Source organism: Ruminococcus hominis (assembly GCF_014287355.1).
GTDB classification, from domain to species: domain Bacteria; phylum Bacillota; class Clostridia; order Lachnospirales; family Lachnospiraceae; genus Schaedlerella; species Schaedlerella hominis.
The window spans coordinates 2,629,521-2,650,868 of record NZ_JACOPE010000001.1 but is presented as its reverse complement, the minus strand read 5'-3'; the positions used below and the strand labels follow the sequence as shown (position 1 = coordinate 2,650,868).

The window sequence follows — 21,348 nt, the reverse complement described above, 5'->3', positions numbered from 1 at the left end:
ATAAAAATTTTACAGGAGGCATAAAGATGTCTTTTATCAGCGTGTTTGATGTTATGGGGCCAAATATGATCGGACCTTCCAGTTCACATACAGCAGGTGCTGCACGTATTGCATTTCTTGCTCAAAAAATGATAACAGGTCCCTTAAAGCGTATTGAATTTATCCTTTATGGATCATTTGCAAAAACTTATCAAGGACATGGTACGGATCGTGCACTTCTCGGAGGGATTATGGGATTTTCTACCGATGATATGCGTATCCGCAATTCGTTTGAAATAGCAACAGAAAAAGGATTGGAATATGTATTTACACCTAACGAAGAAGAAACCGATATTTACCCAAATACAGTGGATATCATTATGTTGAATCAGGCAGGTCAGCAAATGACAATCCGAGGCGAATCACTCGGCGGCGGGAAAGTCCGCATTTCCCAAATTAATCAAGTCGATGTAGATTTCACAGGTGAGTACAGTGCAGCTATTGTTATCCAGAAGGATGTTCCGGGAGTAGTTGCTTATATTACAAAATGTCTCAGTGACAGACAGGTGAATATTGCTTTTATGAGACTTTTCCGTGAGTCTAAAGGTCATACCGCATATACGATTGTGGAATCAGACGGTATACTTCCGGAAGATATTGCAGATACGATCCGGCAGAATAAACATGTACAAGACGTTATGGTTGTACAGATGTAATATAAATCAAGGAGAATAAAAGTATGGACTTTAAAAATGCAAAAGAGCTTCTTAGATTATGCGAAGAACAAAATTTACCAATCTCCGAGATTATGCGTCAAAGGGAAATTCAGGTTGGAGAACGTGATGCTGCGGAAACAGATAAAAAAATGGCTCGTGTCCTTGAGATTATGAAGGAGGCAGCATGTTCTCCTATACAACACCCAATCAGATCAATGGGAGGTCTTATCGGAGGAGAATCAAAAAAACTCTCAGAACACTTTGCAAGTGGGGGAGGCCTTTGTGGAGAACTATTGGAAAAAGCGATGATCTATGCCATGGCAACATTGGAGACAAATGCGTCTATGGGTCTGATCGTTGCATCCCCTACTGCCGGATCCGCAGGTATTGTTCCGGGACTTCTTCTGGCATTTCAAAAAGTATATGAAATATCAGACGAAGCAATTCGTCAGGCTTTGTTTAATGCAGGTGCCGTCGGTTACCTTGCTATGCGAAATGCAACGGTTGCAGGTGCTGTCGGCGGCTGTCAGGCAGAAGTCGGAATTGCATCAGCTATGGCTGCTTCAGCAGCAGTTGAATTAATGGATGGGACACCAAAACAATGTCTGGACGCAGCATCTACTGTTCTTATGAATATGTTAGGTCTGGTCTGTGATCCTGTCGGAGGACTTGTAGAATATCCATGTCAGAACCGTAATGCAGCAGGGGTTGCCAATGCACTTATTGCTACAGAAATGACCCTTGCAGGTGTACCACAGCTCATTCCTTTCGATGAGATGCTCGAGGCAATGTATAAGGTTGGAAAACGGCTTCCGGCAGAACTAAGGGAAACGGCTTTGGGTGGTTGTGCTGCAACACCATCAGCATGCGAAGCATGTCATTTATGCCATTAATTATTCAAATACAAGGAGGAATTAACATGAAAACAATAACTTTGAACAACACAAACTTAAGCATTCCTGAAATAGGCATGGGATGTATGCGAATTGTAGAATTAGAAAATGCAGATGCAGTGAAAGGCTGGGTAAATACTGCATTAGAACATGGGATAAACTTTTTTGATCATGCAGATATTTATGGGAAAGGAAGATGTGAAGAATTATTTGGACAGGTACTGACATCATCGTTGAGAGAAAAAATAATCCTTCAGTCAAAATGTTCTATCCGACCGGGAATAGCATTTGATTTTTCGAAAGAACATATTTTAAATTCCGTAGATGGCATTTTAAAACGTTTAAATACGGAGTATCTTGATATCTTATTATTACATCGTCCAGATGCTTTGATGGAACCAGAAGAAGTTGCAGATGCATTTCGTATATTAAAAGAAAGTGGAAAAGTACGTCATTTCGGAGTGAGCAATCAGACACCAATGCAGATGGAGCTTCTTAGTAAATATTGTGATGAGCCGTTACTTATCAACCAGCTGCAGCTTAGTATCGCACACTGTCCGATGATTAATTCCGGGATCAATGCAAATATGTATAATGATAGTGGAATCAATCGTGATGGAGGAGTTTTAGAATATTGCCGTTTAAAAGATATTACGATCCAGGCCTGGTCTCCGTTCCAATATGGTATGTTTGAAGGAATCTTTTTAGGAAATGAAAAATTTGCAGAATTAAACAAGGTAATTGATAATCTTGCAGAGAAGTATAATGTGACAAACAGTGCAATCGCTGTTGCATGGATATTGCGTCATCCGGCAGGAATCCAGACAATTGTCGGGACTACAAACAAAGACAGAATCGCACAGATCAGTAAAGCTTCAGAGATACGTCTTACAAGAGAAGAATGGTATGCATTGTACATGGCAGCAGGAAATAAATTGCCGTAAATCTAAAAGAGAGAATTTTGCGCTTTCATGATTGAAAAATATAGTAAAATCCTATGACTTATGTTAGACTTTCGTTATAAGAATTTACATTATAAAAAATAGAAAAAAGAAATAACAGGAAGGCGGAGTAAAGAGATGAAATGTCCATATTGTGGTCATCCGGATACAAAGGTAATAGATTCCAGACCGGCAGAAGAAAATAATGCAATTCGAAGAAGGAGAGCTTGCGATGTCTGTGGAAAAAGATTTACAACTTATGAGAAAGTAGAGACGATTCCATTAATTGTAATCAAGAAAGACAATAACCGTGAACAGTATAATCGTACTAAAATTGAAAATGGTATACTTCATGCATGCTATAAACGTCCGGTGCCGGCAGAACGAATTAAAGAGACGGTAGATGCAATCGAGCTGGCAATCTTCAAGCGAGAAGAAAAAGAGATACCAAGTCAGGAGATTGGCGAGATCGTAATGGAAAAATTAAAAGATCTCGATCCGGTTGCATACGTAAGATTCGCATCTGTGTATCGTCAGTTTAAAGATGTTAATACATTTATGGATGAGCTTAAGACGTTCTTAGAGTAATTCAATTGAGACAGACACATCAGGAAGGAGCAGTGATATTATGGGTGAAGTAAGAAAACATATTGTATTTCAAGGTCGGGTACAAGGTGTTGGATTTAGATATACTGCAAAGTATATGGCCCAGTCTCTTGGCTTAGTCGGATGGGTACAGAATGAATGGGACGAAACTGTTACAATGGAAGTACAGGGACGAGAAAATCTTATCAATAAATTGCTGGTCGGATTAAATCATGGGCGCTATATTGAAATCGAATGGATGGATGCGAAAGAGATTCCATTGGAAAAAGAATCTGGTTTTCGTGTGAGGTAGAAGGATATGCGTCAAAATGAAGCATTAGATAAGATACTCTGCTGTGAAGGAAGTTGGATGGAGTTTATATTTAGTTCATTAAATGGGATAAGCGTCCCTGAGAAAAATATTGGATATGAATTTCTGTTCAGACTCCGTCATCGGGAAATACATATCCAATATTTTTTCTCAGTACGTTATCGTAAATCAAATGAACAAAAAAGCAAAACTTTACTTGGAAATATCCGCAAGGTCTAGAAAGTGCAGGTTGGGGATGCAGAATTTCAATGAGAAGCATCCGCAGGTCATAAAAAATGTGAGATGCAGATGTAAAATTTGCGAAAGAAGTATCCTCAAATCCCAGAAAAAGCAAGATGTAGATGCAATTATACATGCCAGGCAGACTGAAAAACATCTGCAAGTCCAAAGAAGAGCAAGTTGCAGATACTATCGGTCTAAAAAAGAGCATCTGCAACAATGAATATCAAGGCAGTGCAGATACATCAGTTGTCAAAAAGCATCTGCGGCAGCGAATAAACCGAGGATATAGATACATCAGATTCCAGAAAAGTAAATCCTTCATCATTCCACCTATTTCAATCACGATACACCACAAAGCAAGAAAAAGACTATGCAATCCAGCGAATTGGAGTCGGGCTTGCCCGACTCCAATTCGCTGGATTGCATAGTCTTTTTCTTGCCTGGGGCTGTCGTGAAATAAATAGCAACTTACTTCTTAATCGCCCGCTCCACCTGCTCAACTGGCATCTTCAAAAGAGAGGCAATTTTTTCGACATCCTTGATAGTATCATATAAATTTTTAATAATCTGTGTTGTAATTTGCTCGGTTACTTGCTCGGTTACTTGCTCGGTTACTCGTTCTTCCTGTTCTTTAAATTCATCGGCCATCAATTCTCTTAATGCTTCGCACATACTTTCCTTTACCTCCTTTACTGCATTCCAATTAGCTCTTGTTATTACATTCATTGCAGCTTGATATAATTTTGAAGATTTATTCTTTTCATATTCTTTTAAAAGCGTTGTGATTTCTTCAGGTTTACTTACATCATTACGTAAACTTTGGAGCCAGCGGTTTTCATTTGGATTTAATTCTTTGGTTACTAACAATTGAATGGGAAATGGATCACCTGTTATATGGTAGATGCCGGGTTCTATGCGAACTGTATCTAATTTACGAAAGTCTTTTAAATGTTGAATCATCTTTCTGGGATAATGGTTGCAAATAAATGTGATTGTTAATTCCTCAGGCGGAATTTTATACACTTCTTCTGTATCAGATTGGTAAAAGCAGCAATAACCATATACTTTGTAAAAATCATTGATAGTCAAATAATCATCCGGACTTTTGTATTCAACAATGTTATAGCGCCTGAAAATCCTTCCAATATTCTTATGGATAACTTCGTTTCCTGTTACTTTAATAATTAGCTCATCCATTTGCATTGGCTTTTTTGACAGTAGATGTTCGGAATCAAAAGTCAGTTTTTCTGCTTCATCTTTAAATTCAATTTGAATAGATGCATGAAATGCAGGGTGCCATTGAATGATATCTTTCGTACTTCCTTTCATTATAGAGTTTTCAATTAACTAATGCAATGACAAAGAGACAATAAAAATAATTTGAAATTTTAGCAAGATTACTTTTTGTACTTCGTGTGACTGGCAACGATTAAGATGTCATTATAACATTAGTTTTTCAAATCGGATTATGTTTCGGAAATTGAAACCCGAGATAAGAGCCTATTGGCTTAGAAATATCCAGAGAAAAGAAATTCTCTGAAGATGTGCATTTACTATACCATGAATGAAAAGGAGTGTAAAGAAAAAATATAAAATTTGACAAACCATTTGCAGAATGCGTATAGTAGATATATTGAGATGTGAAATTATAAGAAAAATTACAATTAAAAGGAGCAAAAATCAAATGATACGATTTAATAATGACTATAATCAGGGAGCACATCCTGCAATTTTATCAGCACTTCAGCAGACGAATCAGACTTCCTATGCCGGTTATGGTGAAGATGAGTGGTGTGAAGCGGCAAGAAAAGAAATCCGTAAATATCTAGGAGAAACAGACAATGAAATTTATTTCATGATTGGCGGAACGCAGGTGAATTATACGGTTATTACAGCAGCACTTCGTCCGTACCAGAGTGTGATTAGTGCAGATTGCGGACATATAAATAACCACGAGGCAGGTTCTATAGAGCATACAGGACACAAAGTGCTTATTGTTCCGGCTGAAAATGGAAAATTAACAGCAAAATCAATCGCAGATGAGGCGGCAAAATACTATGAGCATGGAGAGGCTGAATATTTGACTCAGCCGAAGATGGTATTTCTTTCATCCCCATCAGAGTTTGGAACTACATATAAGAAAGAAGAATTGATGGAAATCCGTAAAGTGTGCGATAAATACGGAATGTATATGTATGTTGACGGAGCAAGAATGGGATATTGGCTTACTTCTGATGAATGTGATGTGACACTTGCCGATTTGGCCGATTTGGCAGACTTGTTTTACATAGGAGGAACAAAATGTGGTGCTTTGTTAGGAGAGGCACTTGTAATTATAAATCCTAAATTGAGAGATCACTTTAAGACATATATGAAGCAAAGCGGTGGAGTTTTAGCAAAAGGATGGCTTTTAGGTCTTCAGTTTTATGAATTATTTAAAGATGGTTTATATTTTGAAATTACAAAGAAGGCAAATAAATTTGCAATGATGATGAAAGCGGCTTTTGAAAAGGCTGGAATGTCATTTTATATTGAGAGTGGTACAAATCAGCAGTTTGTGATTTTGACAAAGGCACAGGTGGAGAAGCTGGCTGAAAAATTTGTGTTTGAGTTCAGTCATGATGTAGATGAAAATCATGTGTGCGTGCGTTTTTGTACAAGCTGGAGTACGACAGAGGAAGATATAAATATATTGGTAGATGAGCTAAATACAATGATTTAGCTTTATCTCAGTCGAGAAGACTCCTACCTCTTTCAGGTGGTGAGTAACAGCAAATTTGTTTCAGTGGGAGTCCAATCTCCGACTGAGATAAACGCTCCGCGAGGATGCGCAGTGATTCTGTAAAGAATGTGTCAGCTTACGCTGACCAGAATCACGCGCCAAGTCTCGAGGCTGCTCGACTTAAATCTTATCATTCGGAAAATTTTGTGTTATACTTTTTAAAGAAATTATGTTTGGGGTGTCCCAGCATCTTTTACGAATTAAGAAATGGAGAAAAGATTATGTCATTAGAGAAAAATTTAGCATATATCGGGGAGCAGCTAAAATCACTTACAGCAATTGCCAGTCCGACAGGATTTACAAAAAAAGCAACAGAATATCTTTGCGAACAGTTTCAGAAGATGGGGTATGAGCCAGAATTATCTAATAAAGGAAATATAAATGTAGTACTTGGAGGCGAAGGAAGTCCTCTGGTTTTGACAGCACACTTAGATACGCTTGGAGCAATGGTTCGTTCAATCAAGGAGAACGGTCGTCTCCGTCCAACTACACTTGGAGGACATCAGTGGAACACAGCAGACGGTGAAAACTGTATGGTATTTACGCGTGATGGGAAAATGTATACAGGTGTTGTCTTAAATACAGAGCCATCAGCACATGTTGCAGATGAAAATATTGAAAGAAAAGAAGAAAATATGGAGATTCTTCTGGATGAAAATGTGAATGATAAAGCAGGAGTAAAAGCTCTTGGAATCCAGGTTGGGGATATTATTGCGATGGATCCACGTACAGTTATTACAGAAAGTGGTTATATAAAAAGCCGTTTCCTGGATGATAAGCTTTCCGTAGCAATACTTCTTGGAATTGCACGTGCAATAAAAGAAGAGGGATGGAAATTAAACCGCAAGGTCTCATTGCTTTTCACAGTATATGAAGAAGTAGGACACGGCGGAAGCTTTATTCCGGCTGATACAGAAGAGATGATTTCTGTAGATATGGGATGTGTTGGGGCAGACCTTGAATGTACAGAGCGTATGGTATCAATCTGTGCAAAAGATTCACGTGGTCCTTATAACTACGATCTGGTCACTACATTATCAGAAATTGCAAAAGAAGAAGGACTGGATTATGCAATCGATGTTTATCCACACTATGGTTCAGATGTAGAGGCTGCACTTGCAGGAGGATACGATATCCGTCATGGTCTTATCGGACCGGGAGTATACGCTTCACATAATTATGAGCGTTCTCATATGGATGGAGTTATGAATTCCTACAAGTTGCTTGAAAAATATTTGACGAGATAGAGGGAGTGCTATTTAGTTTACTGGGGGGATACATTCCTCACAAAAAATTGATATAAGAATTCTTGCTCAGATTCCATGAGCGGGAGACACATAAGAGCGTAAATTTTTGCTAAAAGCAAATGAATTTGAACTTAAACTTGCTGCTACGCAGCTTCAAACATGTTCGTTCAAATTCATTAACACAAAAATTTACGCTCTAAGTGTCACCAACGCTCACTCCATATTCGCTCGAATTTCTTATATCAATTTTTTGTAGGTAATGTATTGGCTCAAGTTGTGAAGTAAATAGAACGCAAAGGATATCGGGAAAGATATCTGAGATAATGGATTTTGGGGAATTGAAGATGCAAAATTTTGATAGGGAGTATCCGCAAGTTTTAGAAAAAGCAAGATGTAGATGTAATTGTACATGACAGGCAGGCTTAAAAGTATCTGCAAGTTCGAAGAAAAGCAAGTTGCAGATATATTGATTCCCAAAAGAGCATCTGCAACAATGAATATCAAGGCAGTGCAGATACATCAGTTGTCCAAAAAGCATCTGCGACAGTAAATAAACTCAGGATGTAGATACATCAGATCCCAGAAAAGTAAATCCTTCATCATTCCACCTATTTCAATCACGGTACACCTCCAAGCAAGAAAAGACTATGCAATCCAGCGAATTGGAGTCGGGCTTGCCCGATGAAGCTGAGCAGGAGTGCATAGTCTTTTTCTTGCTTAGAGGCCGTCGTGAATTAAATAGCAATTAAGCAAGAATTTCCTCTGCCAGTTTTTCCATTGCTTCAACATCAGCATCTTTCATAGTAGATTTAATTGTAACAGTTTGCTCGCAGATAGCTACATTTTTAAATGTCTCAACAATACCTTTCATTGTTTTGGCAGCAGATGGTGCCCAAGAACCGTTCTCAATGATTCCGACCTTACGATTCTGATATGTTTTGTGTGACAGGCGATTTAAGAAGTCTTCCATAGGAGGGAAAACACCTGCATCATAAGATGAAGCAGCAAGAATCAGCTTGTCATAACGGAATGCATCTTCAATTGCTTCAGCCATATCGTCTCTTGTCAAATCAGTAAAAGCAACTTTTTTAGCACCTTTTGCTTTTAAAATCTCAACCATCTTTTCAGCAGCTTTCTTTGTATTGCCATGGATAGAAGCACATGCTATAAGTACTCCGTCATCTTCAGCTTTATAACTGCTCCATGTATTATATTTATCCAGATAGTAACCGAGATCTTCTTTAAGAATTGGTCCATGCAATGGACAGATTGTCTCGATATCAAGTGTTGCAGCTTTTTTAAGTAAAGTCTGAACAGGTGCTCCGTATTTTCCAACGATATTAAAGTAATATCTTCTTGCCTCACATGTCCAGTCTTCATCAGCTGAAAGAGCACCAAATTTACCAAATGCATCAGCAGAGAAGAGAACTTTCTCAGTAGCTTCATATCCTACCATAACTTCAGGCCAGTGAACCATTGGTGCCATAAAGAACTGTAATTTGTGAGCACCTAGTTCTAATGTCTCACCTTCTTTTACAACAACACAGCGCTCATCTAATTTTGCAATGTCAAAGAACTGAGGAAGCATAGCTTTAGCTTTGGCACTGAGAACCAGTTTAGTTGCTGGATATTTTTCGGCAAACAACTGAATATTAGAAGAGTGGTCAGGCTCCAGATGAGAAACTACAAGATAATCAGGTGTGCGTCCAGCAAGCTCTCTATCGAGATTTTCAAACCATTCTGTTGTTTTTCTTGCATCGACAGTATCCATAACTGCAATTTTATCATCAAGGATGATATAAGAATTATAAGAAACGCCGTTAGGGATGATGTACTGACTTTCAAATAAGTCAAGAGTTGTATCATCTACTCCGATATATTTAATAGAATCTGAAATTGTAACAATACTCATGATTGATTTCCTCCTAAAATGAATTCTTAAATACTACATCAGTATAACATATTCGGTAGCAAGGGTAAACCATAAGTAAGAATTGTAAGAATGAGAGTCTAGCTTCATATGCAGATTCGAAAAATCAAGTCGTTCACGATTGAAAATGACCTGAAAATATGATAAAATCGAAGAGAATTTTATCTTAGTCGAGAAGACTCCCACCTTTTAAAGTGGCGAGTAATAGTAAATTTGTCTCAGTGGGAGTCCAATCTCCGACTGAGATAAACGCTCCGCGAGGATGCGTAGTGATTCTGATAGAAATAAAAAATATAATAACGTATGTATAAAACGAGGAGGAAAATAAAAATGGAAGCATATAAGAGCGAATTTATTAATTTTATGGTAGAAAGTGATGTATTAAAATTTGGCGATTTCACATTAAAAAGCGGAAGAAAATCACCATTTTTCATGAATGCGGGAGCATATGTGACAGGTTCACAGTTAAAGAGACTTGGAGAGTATTATGCAAAAGCAATCCATGACAAATATGGAGATGATTTTGACGTATTATTCGGACCAGCTTATAAAGGAATTCCGCTTGGAGTAGTAACAGCAATCGCTTACAGTGAATTATACGGAAAAGAAGTTCGTTATTGTTCTGACCGTAAAGAGGAAAAGGATCACGGTGCAGATAAGGGAAGCTTTCTGGGAAGCAAGCTAAAAGACGGGGACCGTGTCATTATGATCGAAGATGTTACAACATCAGGTAAGTCTATGGAAGAGACTGTACCAAAGGTAAAAGGTGCAGCTGATGTTACAATCGTTGGACTGATCGTGTCTTTGAACCGTATGGAAGTTGGAAAAGGTGGAGAAAAATGTGCATTAGATGAAATTAAAGACTTATACGGATTTGAGACAGCAGCAATTGTAGATATGGCTGAAGTTGTCGAGTGCTTATACAATAAAGAAGTAAACGGAAGAGTTGTGATTGATGATACAATAAAAGCAGCGATTGACGCATATTATGAACAATATGGTGTAAAATAATCAATGTTTTGTTGATATATTTCTGATATTCAAGGATATATGTGGATAACTTTTTTGGAGGATTTCATGGAAAGAATATATAAGACTATGACAACAACAGGAGCAGGAAGTGTTGCTCTTGGTATTGTTGTATTGGTAACAGGGATTGCAACAGGAGTTGTGGCAATCGTGAATGGAGCAAGATTGCTTAAAGACAGAAAACGGATTATATTCTAAGTAAGATTTTATATGGGTGAGTGGAGAGAAGCGGATTGTATAATCCGCTTTTTTCCGAAAAATAATAAAGTAAGGGTGCAGTATTTTGAAAAAAAGAAAGGCAACAAGAATCCGTGCTTTAGGAAAAGTTTTATTTATATTGTATGTTTTATTTCTGATATATTTTTTGCTTTTCTCAGATTGGTATGGAAGGACTGGTATCGCAGAGGAATACCAGTATAATTTTCAATTATTTAAAGAGATAAAACGATTTTGGGAGTATCGAAAAGAATTAGGATTTTTTGCAGTATTTACAAATTTATGTGGAAATGTGTTGATATTTGTTCCATATGGTTTTTTTATTGCAGTGGCAAGCAGATTTCGAGGCTTTTTTAAGACAGTTTGTTCAGGATGTCTGCTGAGTCTGGGCGTTGAAGTATTCCAGCTTTTTACAAAAGTCGGCAGCTTCGATGTGGATGATCTGTTTTTGAATACTGTAGGATGTGCGGTGGGATATATTTTGTTTGTGATATGTAATGGAATTAGGAGAAAGCACGATGGGCAGTAATAAAAAACAACAAAAGCGCAAGATGGAAAAAGAATTGAAGAATTATGGAAAATATGGACAAATGCAGATTAAACATTCTCATATGGGGATTTGGTCCTGTGCATACGCACTGGGGGCAGTAATTGTAATTTTCGTAGCAATACTGCTTGCTTATTTAAAGCATGGAGAGTCAGCAGGCTATGTAGGAGGAATAGGGATTCTGGCAGTCGGATTATCTATTTTTGGAATACAGGCAGGTTCGAAAGGGCTTAAAGAAAGAGATCGTAAGTATATTACGTGCAGAGTTGGAATTGGATGTAATATTTTAATATTAATTTTTTTAATTGTGATATTTGTAGGAGGTATACGATAGATGTCAGAGATGATGTGGCAGACAGAAAGAAATAAGATGTGTGCAGAGCGCCATGAACTTTCTGTAGAACGTTTAAATCAGATAATGATAGAAGAAGGCATTGCCAAGCCGTATGTGGTATATTTTCAGGAGATGGCAGCATTTCTTTTAGAATTAGAAGCAGTGAGGATAAAGATTGCGGATGGTTCATGGGATAATCTGGAATTGCAGGAGATGAAGGAACTGAATACACTTTTGTATTCGGACGTATTGCCTGTAAAATATGAGAAAAGTTATGCAAATCCGGCCTTTGCAGTACAGGAGTTAGGAGAGACATTCGGACAGTTGCTTAGTATGTTATATGCAGAGCTTAGAAGTGGAATTGCATATGCATTTGAAAACAGAAAAGATTATCTTACAATACTGAACGAACTTCTGATAGAAGTATATACTTGCTTTGAAGAGGAAGTGCCGGAGTTTAAAACAGTAAAAGAAATAATATACTGGTATGCAAGTGATTATTGTGATGTATTTCTTGCTGACCGTATTGAGGAACAGCTTATTCCGGAACTTTCTATTGCAACAGAATGGATTATGGAAGCAGACCTTGATGACGAGAGATATCTCTATCGTTTTGGAGAATATATTACGGAAAATGAGATTGGAACAGCAAGACATTTGGCAAATCTTTCAGATGAAGTGCTTCAAAAGATGGCAGATGTTTACACAGAAGGATATCGCATTGGTTTTATAAATACTGGAAAAGATTTATCTAAGAAGGCAGTAGTAGATCTCCGCTATTGTCTTGGTTTTGAACGTGTAGTTAAAATTGCAATAGAGAATTTTAGAAAAATGGGATTAGAGCCGGCAATATATCGTGCAGCTTCTAGTGTTATCACGAGAAAAGAGCAATTTAAGATTGGATACTATGGTGCAATTGCAAACCCACAGTATGATTATGACCATCGTTCAGATCAGGCTTTGTTTATGGATAAGCGTTATGTTGAAAGAAAACTTGATATATTGAAAAACACTTATGAGAAAAATAAGGATCAGGCAGCTTTGATGGGTGGCCCGGCTGTGATGGAGATATTTGGAGAAAAACCATTTTCACCGGATAGTAAACAGGAAAACCTGACATATGATGAGGCACAAAGAGAGCTTACTTTATTATATACAAGTAAGTCAGGCCAGTTGACAAATCAGTATATTAAGGGCGAAGAAAGAAGCTTTACAATTGTTGCATATCCAATTCCGGAGATTGGAGAACAGTACAAAGAAATTTTTGATGAAGTGATCAAGATCAATACATTGGATGCAAACTTATACGAGAAAGTACAGCAGACAATGATCGATGCACTGGATCAGGGAGAAGCTGTGCGTATTCTTGGAAAAGGTGAGAACAAGACAGACCTGACAGTACAATTGTACAAATTAAACGATCCTGAGAAAGAAACTATTTTTGAAAATTGTGTTGCAGATGTCAACATTCCGGTAGGAGAAGTGTTTACTTCGCCGGTTTTGGAAGGAACAAATGGAACTTTGCATGTAAGCAAAGTATTTTTAGAAGGTCTTCAGTACTGTAATCTAGAGATACAGTTTAAAGATGGAATGATTGAATCTTATACCTGCAGTAATTTTGAAGACGAAGAAGAGAATAAAAAATATATTTACGATAATATTTTACACAATCATCCAACACTGCCAATCGGTGAATTTGCAATCGGAACGAATACGACAGCGTATGTAGCCGGTAAAAAATATAACATTGAGGACAAGATGCCAATTTTGATTGCAGAGAAAACAGGACCTCATTTCGCAGTGGGAGATACCTGCTATAGTTGGAGTGAAGATATTAAAGTATATAATCCAAATGGAAAAGAAATTGTTGCAAGAGACAATTCCGTATCCATATTAAGAAAGGAAGATATAGAGAAAGCATATTATCAATGTCATACAGATATAACCATACCTTATGAAGAGTTAGAAGAAATTAGTGTATTAACAAAAGATGGGAAAAATATTATACTATTGAAGGACGGAAGGTTTGTATTACCGGGAACGGAAGTGCTTAATAAACCTTTGGACGAGTATAACGGACAATAAAAACAAGTGAAGTTGTCCAAGGAAACCAAAAAATTGTACAAAATGGATACAATACTTTAAATAAGGAAGGTGGATGTAACATGCCAAAAGTAGGAATCGTAATGGGTAGTGACTCGGATCTTAAAGTGATGAGCAAAGCTGCAAAAACATTAGAGAAATTTGGAATTGATTATGAGATGACGATCATCTCTGCACACAGAGAGCCAGATGTATTTTTCGAGTGGGCAAAAGGCGCAGAAGACAGGGGCGTGAAAGTAATCATTGCAGGAGCAGGCATGGCAGCACATCTACCAGGAATGTGCGCAGCATTATTCCCGATGCCGGTTGTCGGAGTACCTCTCTCAGGCAGCAAGCTTGACGGAATGGATGCTGTGTTTTCTATTATGCAGATGCCACCGGGAGTACCGGTTGCGACGGTTGCAATTGATGGTGGAATGAATGCTGCAATCATGGCAGCAAAGATTCTGGCAGTTTCAGATGCAGAATTACTTGAAAAATTAAAAGCATATACAGTTGAGATGAAAGAGGCAGTACAGGCAAAAGCAGCAAGACTGGATGAAGTTGGATACGAAGCATATTAAAAAGGAGAATGGTTATGGATTACAAGAAGGCAGGCGTAGATATCGAAGCAGGTTATAAATCAGTAGAGTTGATGAAAGAGCATGTAAAGAGAACAATGAGAGAAGAGGTTCTCGGTGGACTCGGCGGTTTTTCAGGAGCATTTTCATTGAAAAAGATTAAAGAAATGGAAGATCCTGTTTTATTGTCAGGAACTGACGGATGTGGAACAAAAGTAAAACTTGCCATGATCATGGATAAGCATGATACAATCGGAATTGATGCAGTTGCTATGTGTGTCAATGATATTGCGTGTGCAGGAGGAGAACCATTATTCTTCCTGGATTACATTGCATGTGGAAAAAACTATCCGGAAAAGATTGCAGCAATCGTAAGCGGGGTTGCAGAAGGATGTGTACAGTCAGATGCAGCATTGATCGGAGGAGAGACAGCGGAACACCCAGGACTTATGCCGGAAGATGAGTATGATCTTGCAGGATTTTCTGTAGGTGTCTGCGACCGTAAGGATATGATTACAGGAGAAAATCTGAAAGACGGAGATGTACTGATCGGTATGGCTTCATCTGGTGTACATAGCAATGGATTTTCACTTGTTCGTAAAGTATTTGATATGACAAAAGAATCACTTGATACATATTATGATGAGCTTGGAAAAACTCTTGGAGAGGCACTTCTTGCTCCAACAAGAATTTATGTACAGGCATTAAAGAGCATTAAAAAAGCAGGTGTAACAGTAAAAGCATGCAGCCACATCACAGGAGGCGGTTTCTATGAAAACATTCCTCGTATGCTGATCGATGGAGTTCATGCAGTAGTTGAGAAAAATAGTTATCCAGTACCTCCAATCTTTGGCTTGATGGCAAAAGAGGGAGAAATTGACGAGCAGATGATGTATAACACATTTAATATGGGACTTGGTATGATCGTAGCTGTAGATCCGGCTGATGTTGATAAGACAATGGAAGCAATCAAAGCAGCAGGAGATCAGCCATATGTAGTTGGTCATATTGAAGCAGGCGAAAAAGGAGTAACATTATGCTAAGAGTATTAGTATGTGTTTCCGGTGGTGGCACAAATCTGCAGGCAATTATAGATGGAGTGGAAGCAGGAACAATTACAAATACAGAAATTGTAGGCGTGATCAGCAATAATAAAAATGCATTTGCACTTGAACGTGCTAAAAAGCATGGAATTTCGGCAGAATGTATTTCGCCGAAAGATTATGAAAGCAGAGATATATTTAATAAACAATTTTTGGAGCGTGTAAATGCATACAAACCGGATTTGATCGTGCTTGCAGGTTTTCTTGTGGTAATCCCACCAGAGATGATCGCAGAATACCGCAATCGTATGATCAATATTCACCCATCTTTGATCCCGGCATTTTGCGGAACAGGATATTATGGATTGAAAGTACATGAGGCTGCATTGAAACGAGGAGTGAAGGTGGTTGGTGCGACAGTTCATTTTGTAGATGAGGGAACAGATACAGGTCCGATTATTTTACAAAAAGCGGTTGAAGTGCAAAACGGCGATACTCCGGAGATATTGCAGAAGCGTGTGATGGAACAGGCGGAATGGAAGATTATGCCAGAGGCAATTGACCTTATTGCAAATGGAAAAGTCACAGTAGAAGATGGAAGAACTGTGATTTGTGATTAGGAGGAAACAATGAAAGTATTAATAGTAGGAAGCGGCGGAAGAGAACATGCAATTGCTATGAGCGCTGCAAAGAGCTCAAAAGTAGATAAAATGTATTGTGCACCGGGAAATGCAGGTATTGCAGAATATGCAGAGTGCGTTGCAATCGGTGCGATGGAATTTGATAAATTAGTTGCATTTGCAAAAGAAAAAGAAATCGATCTGGTAATCGTCGGAATGGATGATCCATTGGTTGGAGGTCTTGTAGACGAGTTAGAAGCAGCTGGAATTCGTACATTCGGCCCTCGTAAGAATGCAGCAATTTTGGAAGGTTCAAAAGCATTTTCAAAAGATCTTATGAAGAAATATGATATCCCTACAGCAGGATATGAAAATTTTACAGATCCAGAAGCTGCAATTGCTTATCTGGAAACAGCAAAATTTCCAATCGTATTGAAAGCAGATGGGCTTGCACTTGGTAAAGGTGTTTTGATCTGTCAGAATCTTGAAGAGGCAAAAGAAGGCGTGAAGACCATTATGCTGGACAAAAAATTTGGTACAGCGGGAAATGAGATGGTTATCGAGGAATTTATGACAGGTCGTGAAGTATCTGTACTTTCATTTGTCGATGGTAAAACAATTAAGACAATGACTTCAGCACAGGATCACAAACGTGCCGGAGACGGAGATACAGGATTAAATACAGGCGGAATGGGAACATTCTCGCCAAGTCCGTTCTATACAAAAGAGGTAGAAGAATTCTGTAATAAATATATTTACCAGAAGACAGTAGATGCGATGGCGGCAGAAGGAAGAGAATTTAAAGGAATTATTTTCTTTGGATTGATGCTGACAGAGAATGGTCCAAAGGTGCTGGAATACAATGCACGTTTTGGAGACCCGGAAGCACAGGTTGTACTGCCAAGAATGAAAAATGATTTGATTGAAGTGGCAGAAGCTTGTATTGATGGAACTTTAGATCAGGTAGATCTAAAGTTTGAAGATAATGCTGCTGTCTGTGTAGTGCTTGCATCAGAAGGCTATCCTGTTTCATATGAAAAAGGATTCCCAATCAGTGGTCTGGATGAATTCAACAAACATGAAGGATATTATTGCTTCCATGCCGGAACAAAATTTGATGGGGATCATATTGTCACAAATGGAGGACGTGTCCTTGGTGTGACAGCAAAAGGAAAAGATCTCAAAGAGGCAAGAGCAAATGCTTATGCTGCAACAGAATGGGTGCAGTTTAAGAATAAGTATATGCGGCATGATATTGGAAAGGCAATTGATGAGGCGTGATTGCTGTTTAGTTCACTGGGTGGCAATACGTTCCTTACAAAAAATTGATATAAAAATTCTTGCTCAGATTCCATGAGCGGGTGACACATAAGAGCGTAAATTTTTGCTAAAAGCAAATGAATTTGAACTCAAACTTGCTGCTACGCAGCTTTAAACATGTTCGTTCAAATTCATTAATGCAAAAATTTACGCTCTAAGTGTCTCCAACGCTCACTCCATATTCGCTCGAATTTTTATATCAATTTTTTTGTAAGTAATGTATTGGCTCAAGTTGTGAACTAAATAGCAACAAAGGATATGGGGAAAGATATCTGCGATAGTGGATTTTAGGGGAATTGAAGATGCAGAATTTTGATGGGGAGCATCCGCAAAGCATTAAAAGAGCAAGTTGAAGATGCGTAATTTTACTGGGGAGCATCTTCACGTTATCGAAAATGCGGGATGTAGATGCAAAATTTGCAAGGGGAGTATCTTTAAATCCCAGAAAAGGCAAGATGCAGATGTAATTGTACATGACAGGCAGGCTTAAAAGTATCTGCAAGTTCGAAGAAAAGCAAGTTGCAGATACATTGGTCAAGAAAAGAGCATCTGTAACAGAAAATATTAAGGTCTTGCAGATACATCAGTTGCCACAAAGACATCTGTACAAGCAAATAACCTCATGATATAGATACATCAGACACCAGAAAAGTAAATCTTCTCATCGTTCCACCTCTTTCAACCACGATACGCCAAAAAGCAAGAAAAGGACTATGCAATCCAGCGAATTGGAGTCAGGCTTGCCCGATGAAGCTGAGCAGGAGTGCATAGTCTTTTTCTTGCTTGGGGCTGTTGTGAACTAAATAGTGATTGTGCAATATGATTATTTCAAAAGTATAAACTTTATAAATTTTATATAAAACGCTTCTTGACTCTACCGAGGTAAATCGGTAAAATAAACACTATTAAAAATAGAATTTAGATAGGAAGAAGGAGAGACTATGAATGGAATTATAATGATGGTTATCGCCATTGTTGTATTAGGAGGAGGGTATCTTTTCTATGGAAAGTACCTCGAGAGAAAATGGGGAATTGACCCGAATGCGAAAACTCCTGCTTATGAGATGGAAGATGGAGTAGATTATGTGCCAGCAGATACAAATATTGTATTTGGTCATCAATTCGCTTCAATCGCAGGTGCAGGTCCAATTAACGGACCAATTCAGGCAGCAATGTTTGGATGGCTTCCAGTACTTTTATGGGTACTGATCGGTGGTGTATTTTTTGGTGCAGTACAGGATTTTGCATCAATGTATGCATCTGTAAAGAATAAAGGACGTACAATTGGTTTTATTATTGAAGAATATATTGGTAAAACAGGAAAGAAACTGTTCTTATTATTCTGCTGGTTATTCTGTATCCTTGTAGTTGCAGCTTTTGCAGATGTAGTTGCAGGAACATTTAACGGGTTTGTAGCAGACGAAGCAGGCACTATAACTAAAGTTGCAGCAAATGGTGCAGTAGCAACAACATCCATGATTTTTATTTTAGAAGCAGTTGCTCTTGGATTTATTTTGAAATATGGTAAATTGAACAAATGGGTTAATACAGCAATCGCAATTATTATGCTTGTCGCAGCAGTTGCTCTTGGACTGAATTTCCCAATGTATCTGACAAGAGAGACTTGGCATATTTTGATTTTCATTTACATTTTGATTGCCAGCGTTGCCCCGGTAACAATGTTGCTTCAGCCACGTGATTACCTGAACAGTTATTTGTTGATATTTATGATTCTGGCAGCAATTGTAGGTGTATTTGTAGCAAATCCATCATGTAACCTGAAAGCTTTCACAAGCTTCAATGTAGATGGAAGCTATATGTTCCCAATTTTATTTGTAACAATTGCATGTGGAGCTGTATCTGGATTCCATTCACTGGTATCTTCAGGAACTGCTTCAAAACAGATTAAAAATGAGAAAAATATGCTTCCTGTATCTTATGGTGCTATGCTTATGGAAAGTATGCTGGCTGTAATCGCATTGATCGCAGTTGCATCTTTCGCAGATGGAGAGGCAGCAGCACAGGGACTTACAACACAGCCACAGATTTTTGCAGGTGCGATTGCAAACTTCCTTGATGTGATTGGATTACCACATAGTCTGGTATTTACATTGATCAACCTTTCTGTATCAGCTTTTGCACTGACATCTCTTGATTCAGTTGCACGTATCGGAAGACTTTCGTTCCAGGAATTCTTCATCGATGACGATACAGATATGAAGAATCTTTCACCATTTATGAAAGTGGTAACAAATAAATACTTCTCAACAATTATTACACTGGTACTTGCATATTTGCTTGCAAAAGTTGGTTATGCAGAGATTTGGCCATTGTTTGGTTCTGCAAACCAGTTGTTATCAGTACTTGCATTAATAGCTTGTGCAGTATTTTTGAAAAAGACAAAACGCCAGGGTGCTATGCTTTGGATTCCAATGGTATTTATGATGGCAGTAACATTTACAGCACTTGGAATGACAATCTACAAATTAAGTGGACAGTTTGTTGCAACAGGACTTAGTCTTGGAAACACATTGCAGTTAATCTTTGCAGTATTGCTCTTATTGCTTGGTGTGATTGTAACAATCCAGGGTATTAAGAAATTGACAGAGAAATAAATTTGGATTAAAAATGCTAGAAAAATAAAATAGCGATTTATAAAATCGTTCTAAAGGAATAGATAATTGACTTCTTAATTTAACTTATATGATTAAGAAGTTCGATTATCTATTTTTTTATCTCAGTCGAGAAGACTCACCATCTGAAAGAGGTGGGAGTCTTCTCGACTGAGATAAACGCTCCGCGAGGATGCGCAGTGATTCTGCAAAGAATGTGTCAGCTTACGCTGACCAGAATCACGCGCCAAGTCTCGCGGCTTCTCGACTTGAAATAGAAAAGTGCTTTCCTAATATATAAAAAACATCTCGGAAGTATAAAAAAAATGTGAACATATGCTTTGCTCAACAAAAATATGATACAATACGAATATATATCAGAAGTGAGATGACTCCCACCTCTGTAGGTGGCGAGTAATAAATCAGTATCAGTGGTGGGAGTCAATCCCCCATCTGATATAGCCTCCGGCAGGATTGCAGAGATGCGCAGAAGAAGTATGTCATGCATTGCATGACGCGCATCTCGCAGCAAGAATGCAGAGGCATTCTTGAAAAATATGTTCGTATTGTAATATTTTTGAATGATAATACACAGAAAGGAAACAATTGTATGGCAGGTTTTGTGCAGTTAAAAGACATTACAAAAGTATATAAGATGGGCGAAGTGGAGATACGTGCAGTGGATGGTATCTCATTTGAAATTGAAAAGGGAGAATTTGTAGTAATCGTGGGACCAAGTGGAGCCGGTAAGACAACTGTCTTGAATATTCTTGGGGGAATGGATACGGCATCTAGTGGACGGATTTTGGTAGATGGAGCGAATATTACAGGGTATAATGAGCGTCAGCTCACTTCATATCGAAGAGATGATATTGGATTTGTATTTCAGTTTTATAATCTGGTTCCGAATCTGACTGCAAAGGAGAATGTAGAGCTTGCACTTCAGATTTGTAAGGATCCACTGGATGCAAAACAGGTATTATGCGAAGTTGGTCTGGGAGACAGACTGGATAATTTCCCGGCGCAGCTTTCCGGCGGAGAACAGCAGAGGGTATCAATTGCAAGAGCACTGGCGAAGAATCCGAAATTATTATTATGCGACGAGCCGACGGGAGCTTTGGATTATAATACAGGTAAGGCAATTTTAAAATTACTGCAGGATATGTGCAGAGAGAAAGGAATGACAGTGATCGTTATTACACACAACTCTGCACTGGCGCCGATGGCAGATCGTCTGATCAAAATTAAAAATGGAAAAGTCTCTTCTATGATAACGAATGAGAATCCAGTTTCAATTGATGAGATCGAATGGTAAAACAATAGAAGATGGAGAACAAG

General features: G+C 38.2%; 20 protein-coding genes. 18 read left to right on the top strand and 2 right to left on the bottom strand.

Annotated features, from left to right (window positions below):
• Positions 1-26: 26 nt before the first annotated feature.
• The 5 genes from sdaAB to H8S40_RS11735 all read left to right on the top strand — a co-directional run bounded on the left by sdaAB (position 27) and on the right by H8S40_RS11735 (position 3,427).
• Positions 27-695, top strand: coding sequence for an L-serine ammonia-lyase, iron-sulfur-dependent subunit beta (gene sdaAB, locus H8S40_RS11755; protein WP_022075149.1), 669 nt, complete (start codon positions 27-29; stop codon positions 693-695).
• 23 nt (positions 696-718) lie between these two features.
• Entirely contained in the window at positions 719-1,588 is an 870-nt protein-coding gene (gene sdaAA, locus H8S40_RS11750; RefSeq protein WP_186865282.1) for an L-serine ammonia-lyase, iron-sulfur-dependent, subunit alpha, read from the top strand.
• A gap of 26 nt (positions 1,589-1,614) precedes the next feature.
• Positions 1,615-2,532 (top strand): aldo/keto reductase, encoded by a 918-nt coding sequence (locus tag H8S40_RS11745; protein ID WP_186865281.1) that lies wholly within the window; start codon positions 1,615-1,617, stop codon positions 2,530-2,532.
• Positions 2,533-2,667: 135 nt separating this feature from the next.
• Entirely contained in the window at positions 2,668-3,117 is a 450-nt protein-coding gene (gene nrdR / locus H8S40_RS11740) for a transcriptional regulator NrdR (protein WP_117991853.1), read from the top strand.
• A 40-nt stretch (positions 3,118-3,157) separates the two neighbouring features.
• Positions 3,158-3,427 carry an acylphosphatase gene (locus H8S40_RS11735; RefSeq protein ID WP_118725314.1) on the top strand — a complete coding sequence of 90 codons (270 nt, stop codon included), beginning with the start codon at positions 3,158-3,160 and terminating at the stop codon, positions 3,425-3,427.
• Between the two features lie 708 nt (positions 3,428-4,135).
• Here the strand turns inward: H8S40_RS11735 and H8S40_RS11730 are convergent.
• Complete coding sequence (locus H8S40_RS11730) at positions 4,136-4,996, bottom strand: 3-isopropylmalate dehydrogenase (protein ID WP_118725312.1); 861 nt, start codon at positions 4,994-4,996, stop codon at positions 4,136-4,138.
• A 355-nt stretch (positions 4,997-5,351) separates the two neighbouring features.
• On the opposite strand from H8S40_RS11730, the gene H8S40_RS11725 reads away from it, so the two are divergent.
• Both H8S40_RS11725 and H8S40_RS11720 read left to right on the top strand, forming a co-directional pair.
• Positions 5,352-6,389 (top strand): threonine aldolase family protein, encoded by a 1,038-nt coding sequence (locus H8S40_RS11725; protein WP_186865280.1) that lies wholly within the window; start codon positions 5,352-5,354, stop codon positions 6,387-6,389.
• Between the two features lie 281 nt (positions 6,390-6,670).
• Positions 6,671-7,696, top strand: a complete 1,026-nt coding sequence (locus H8S40_RS11720) for a M42 family metallopeptidase (protein ID WP_022075161.1) — start codon at positions 6,671-6,673, stop codon at positions 7,694-7,696.
• A gap of 745 nt (positions 7,697-8,441) precedes the next feature.
• Here the strand turns inward: H8S40_RS11720 and H8S40_RS11715 are convergent.
• Positions 8,442-9,608: an FprA family A-type flavoprotein gene (locus tag H8S40_RS11715; protein WP_118724236.1), complete on the bottom strand. Its 1,167-nt coding sequence runs from the start codon at positions 9,606-9,608 to the stop codon at positions 8,442-8,444.
• 348 nt (positions 9,609-9,956) lie between these two features.
• On the opposite strand from H8S40_RS11715, the gene pyrE reads away from it, so the two are divergent.
• The 11 genes from pyrE (at position 9,957) to H8S40_RS11660 (ending at position 21,325) form a co-directional block, all read left to right on the top strand.
• The gene (gene pyrE / locus H8S40_RS11710) at positions 9,957-10,637 is read left to right on the top strand and encodes an orotate phosphoribosyltransferase (RefSeq protein ID WP_117991834.1); all 681 of its coding nucleotides are present in this window, start codon (positions 9,957-9,959) and stop codon (positions 10,635-10,637) included.
• A gap of 66 nt (positions 10,638-10,703) precedes the next feature.
• Positions 10,704-10,853, top strand: a complete 150-nt coding sequence (locus H8S40_RS11705) for a hypothetical protein (protein ID WP_022076266.1) — start codon at positions 10,704-10,706, stop codon at positions 10,851-10,853.
• An 85-nt stretch (positions 10,854-10,938) separates the two neighbouring features.
• Positions 10,939-11,400: a VanZ family protein gene (locus H8S40_RS11700; RefSeq protein ID WP_207723265.1), complete on the top strand. Its 462-nt coding sequence runs from the start codon at positions 10,939-10,941 to the stop codon at positions 11,398-11,400.
• Positions 11,390-11,752 carry a DUF6142 family protein gene (locus tag H8S40_RS11695; protein WP_118724235.1) on the top strand — a complete coding sequence of 121 codons (363 nt, stop codon included), beginning with the start codon at positions 11,390-11,392 and terminating at the stop codon, positions 11,750-11,752. Before H8S40_RS11700 ends, H8S40_RS11695 begins: the two co-directional genes overlap by 11 nt.
• Positions 11,753-13,837 (top strand): aminopeptidase, encoded by a 2,085-nt coding sequence (locus H8S40_RS11690; protein WP_118724234.1) that lies wholly within the window; start codon positions 11,753-11,755, stop codon positions 13,835-13,837.
• Between the two features lie 80 nt (positions 13,838-13,917).
• Complete coding sequence (gene purE, locus H8S40_RS11685) at positions 13,918-14,418, top strand: 5-(carboxyamino)imidazole ribonucleotide mutase (RefSeq protein WP_022076262.1); 501 nt, start codon at positions 13,918-13,920, stop codon at positions 14,416-14,418.
• A gap of 14 nt (positions 14,419-14,432) precedes the next feature.
• Complete coding sequence (gene purM / locus H8S40_RS11680) at positions 14,433-15,458, top strand: phosphoribosylformylglycinamidine cyclo-ligase (RefSeq protein ID WP_117991829.1); 1,026 nt, start codon at positions 14,433-14,435, stop codon at positions 15,456-15,458.
• On the top strand, positions 15,452-16,078 hold the full coding sequence (purN, locus tag H8S40_RS11675) for a phosphoribosylglycinamide formyltransferase (RefSeq protein WP_022076260.1): 627 nt from the start codon (positions 15,452-15,454) through the stop codon (positions 16,076-16,078). Before purM ends, purN begins: the two co-directional genes overlap by 7 nt.
• Positions 16,079-16,087: 9 nt before the next feature.
• Positions 16,088-17,359 (top strand): phosphoribosylamine--glycine ligase, encoded by a 1,272-nt coding sequence (gene purD / locus H8S40_RS11670; protein WP_118724232.1) that lies wholly within the window; start codon positions 16,088-16,090, stop codon positions 17,357-17,359.
• Positions 17,360-18,339: 980 nt separating this feature from the next.
• Positions 18,340-20,013, top strand: coding sequence for a carbon starvation CstA family protein (locus H8S40_RS11665; RefSeq protein WP_118724231.1), 1,674 nt, complete (start codon positions 18,340-18,342; stop codon positions 20,011-20,013).
• A 607-nt stretch (positions 20,014-20,620) separates the two neighbouring features.
• Positions 20,621-21,325, top strand: a complete 705-nt coding sequence (locus H8S40_RS11660; protein WP_022076257.1) for an ABC transporter ATP-binding protein — start codon at positions 20,621-20,623, stop codon at positions 21,323-21,325.
• Positions 21,326-21,348: the final 23 nt, after the last annotated feature.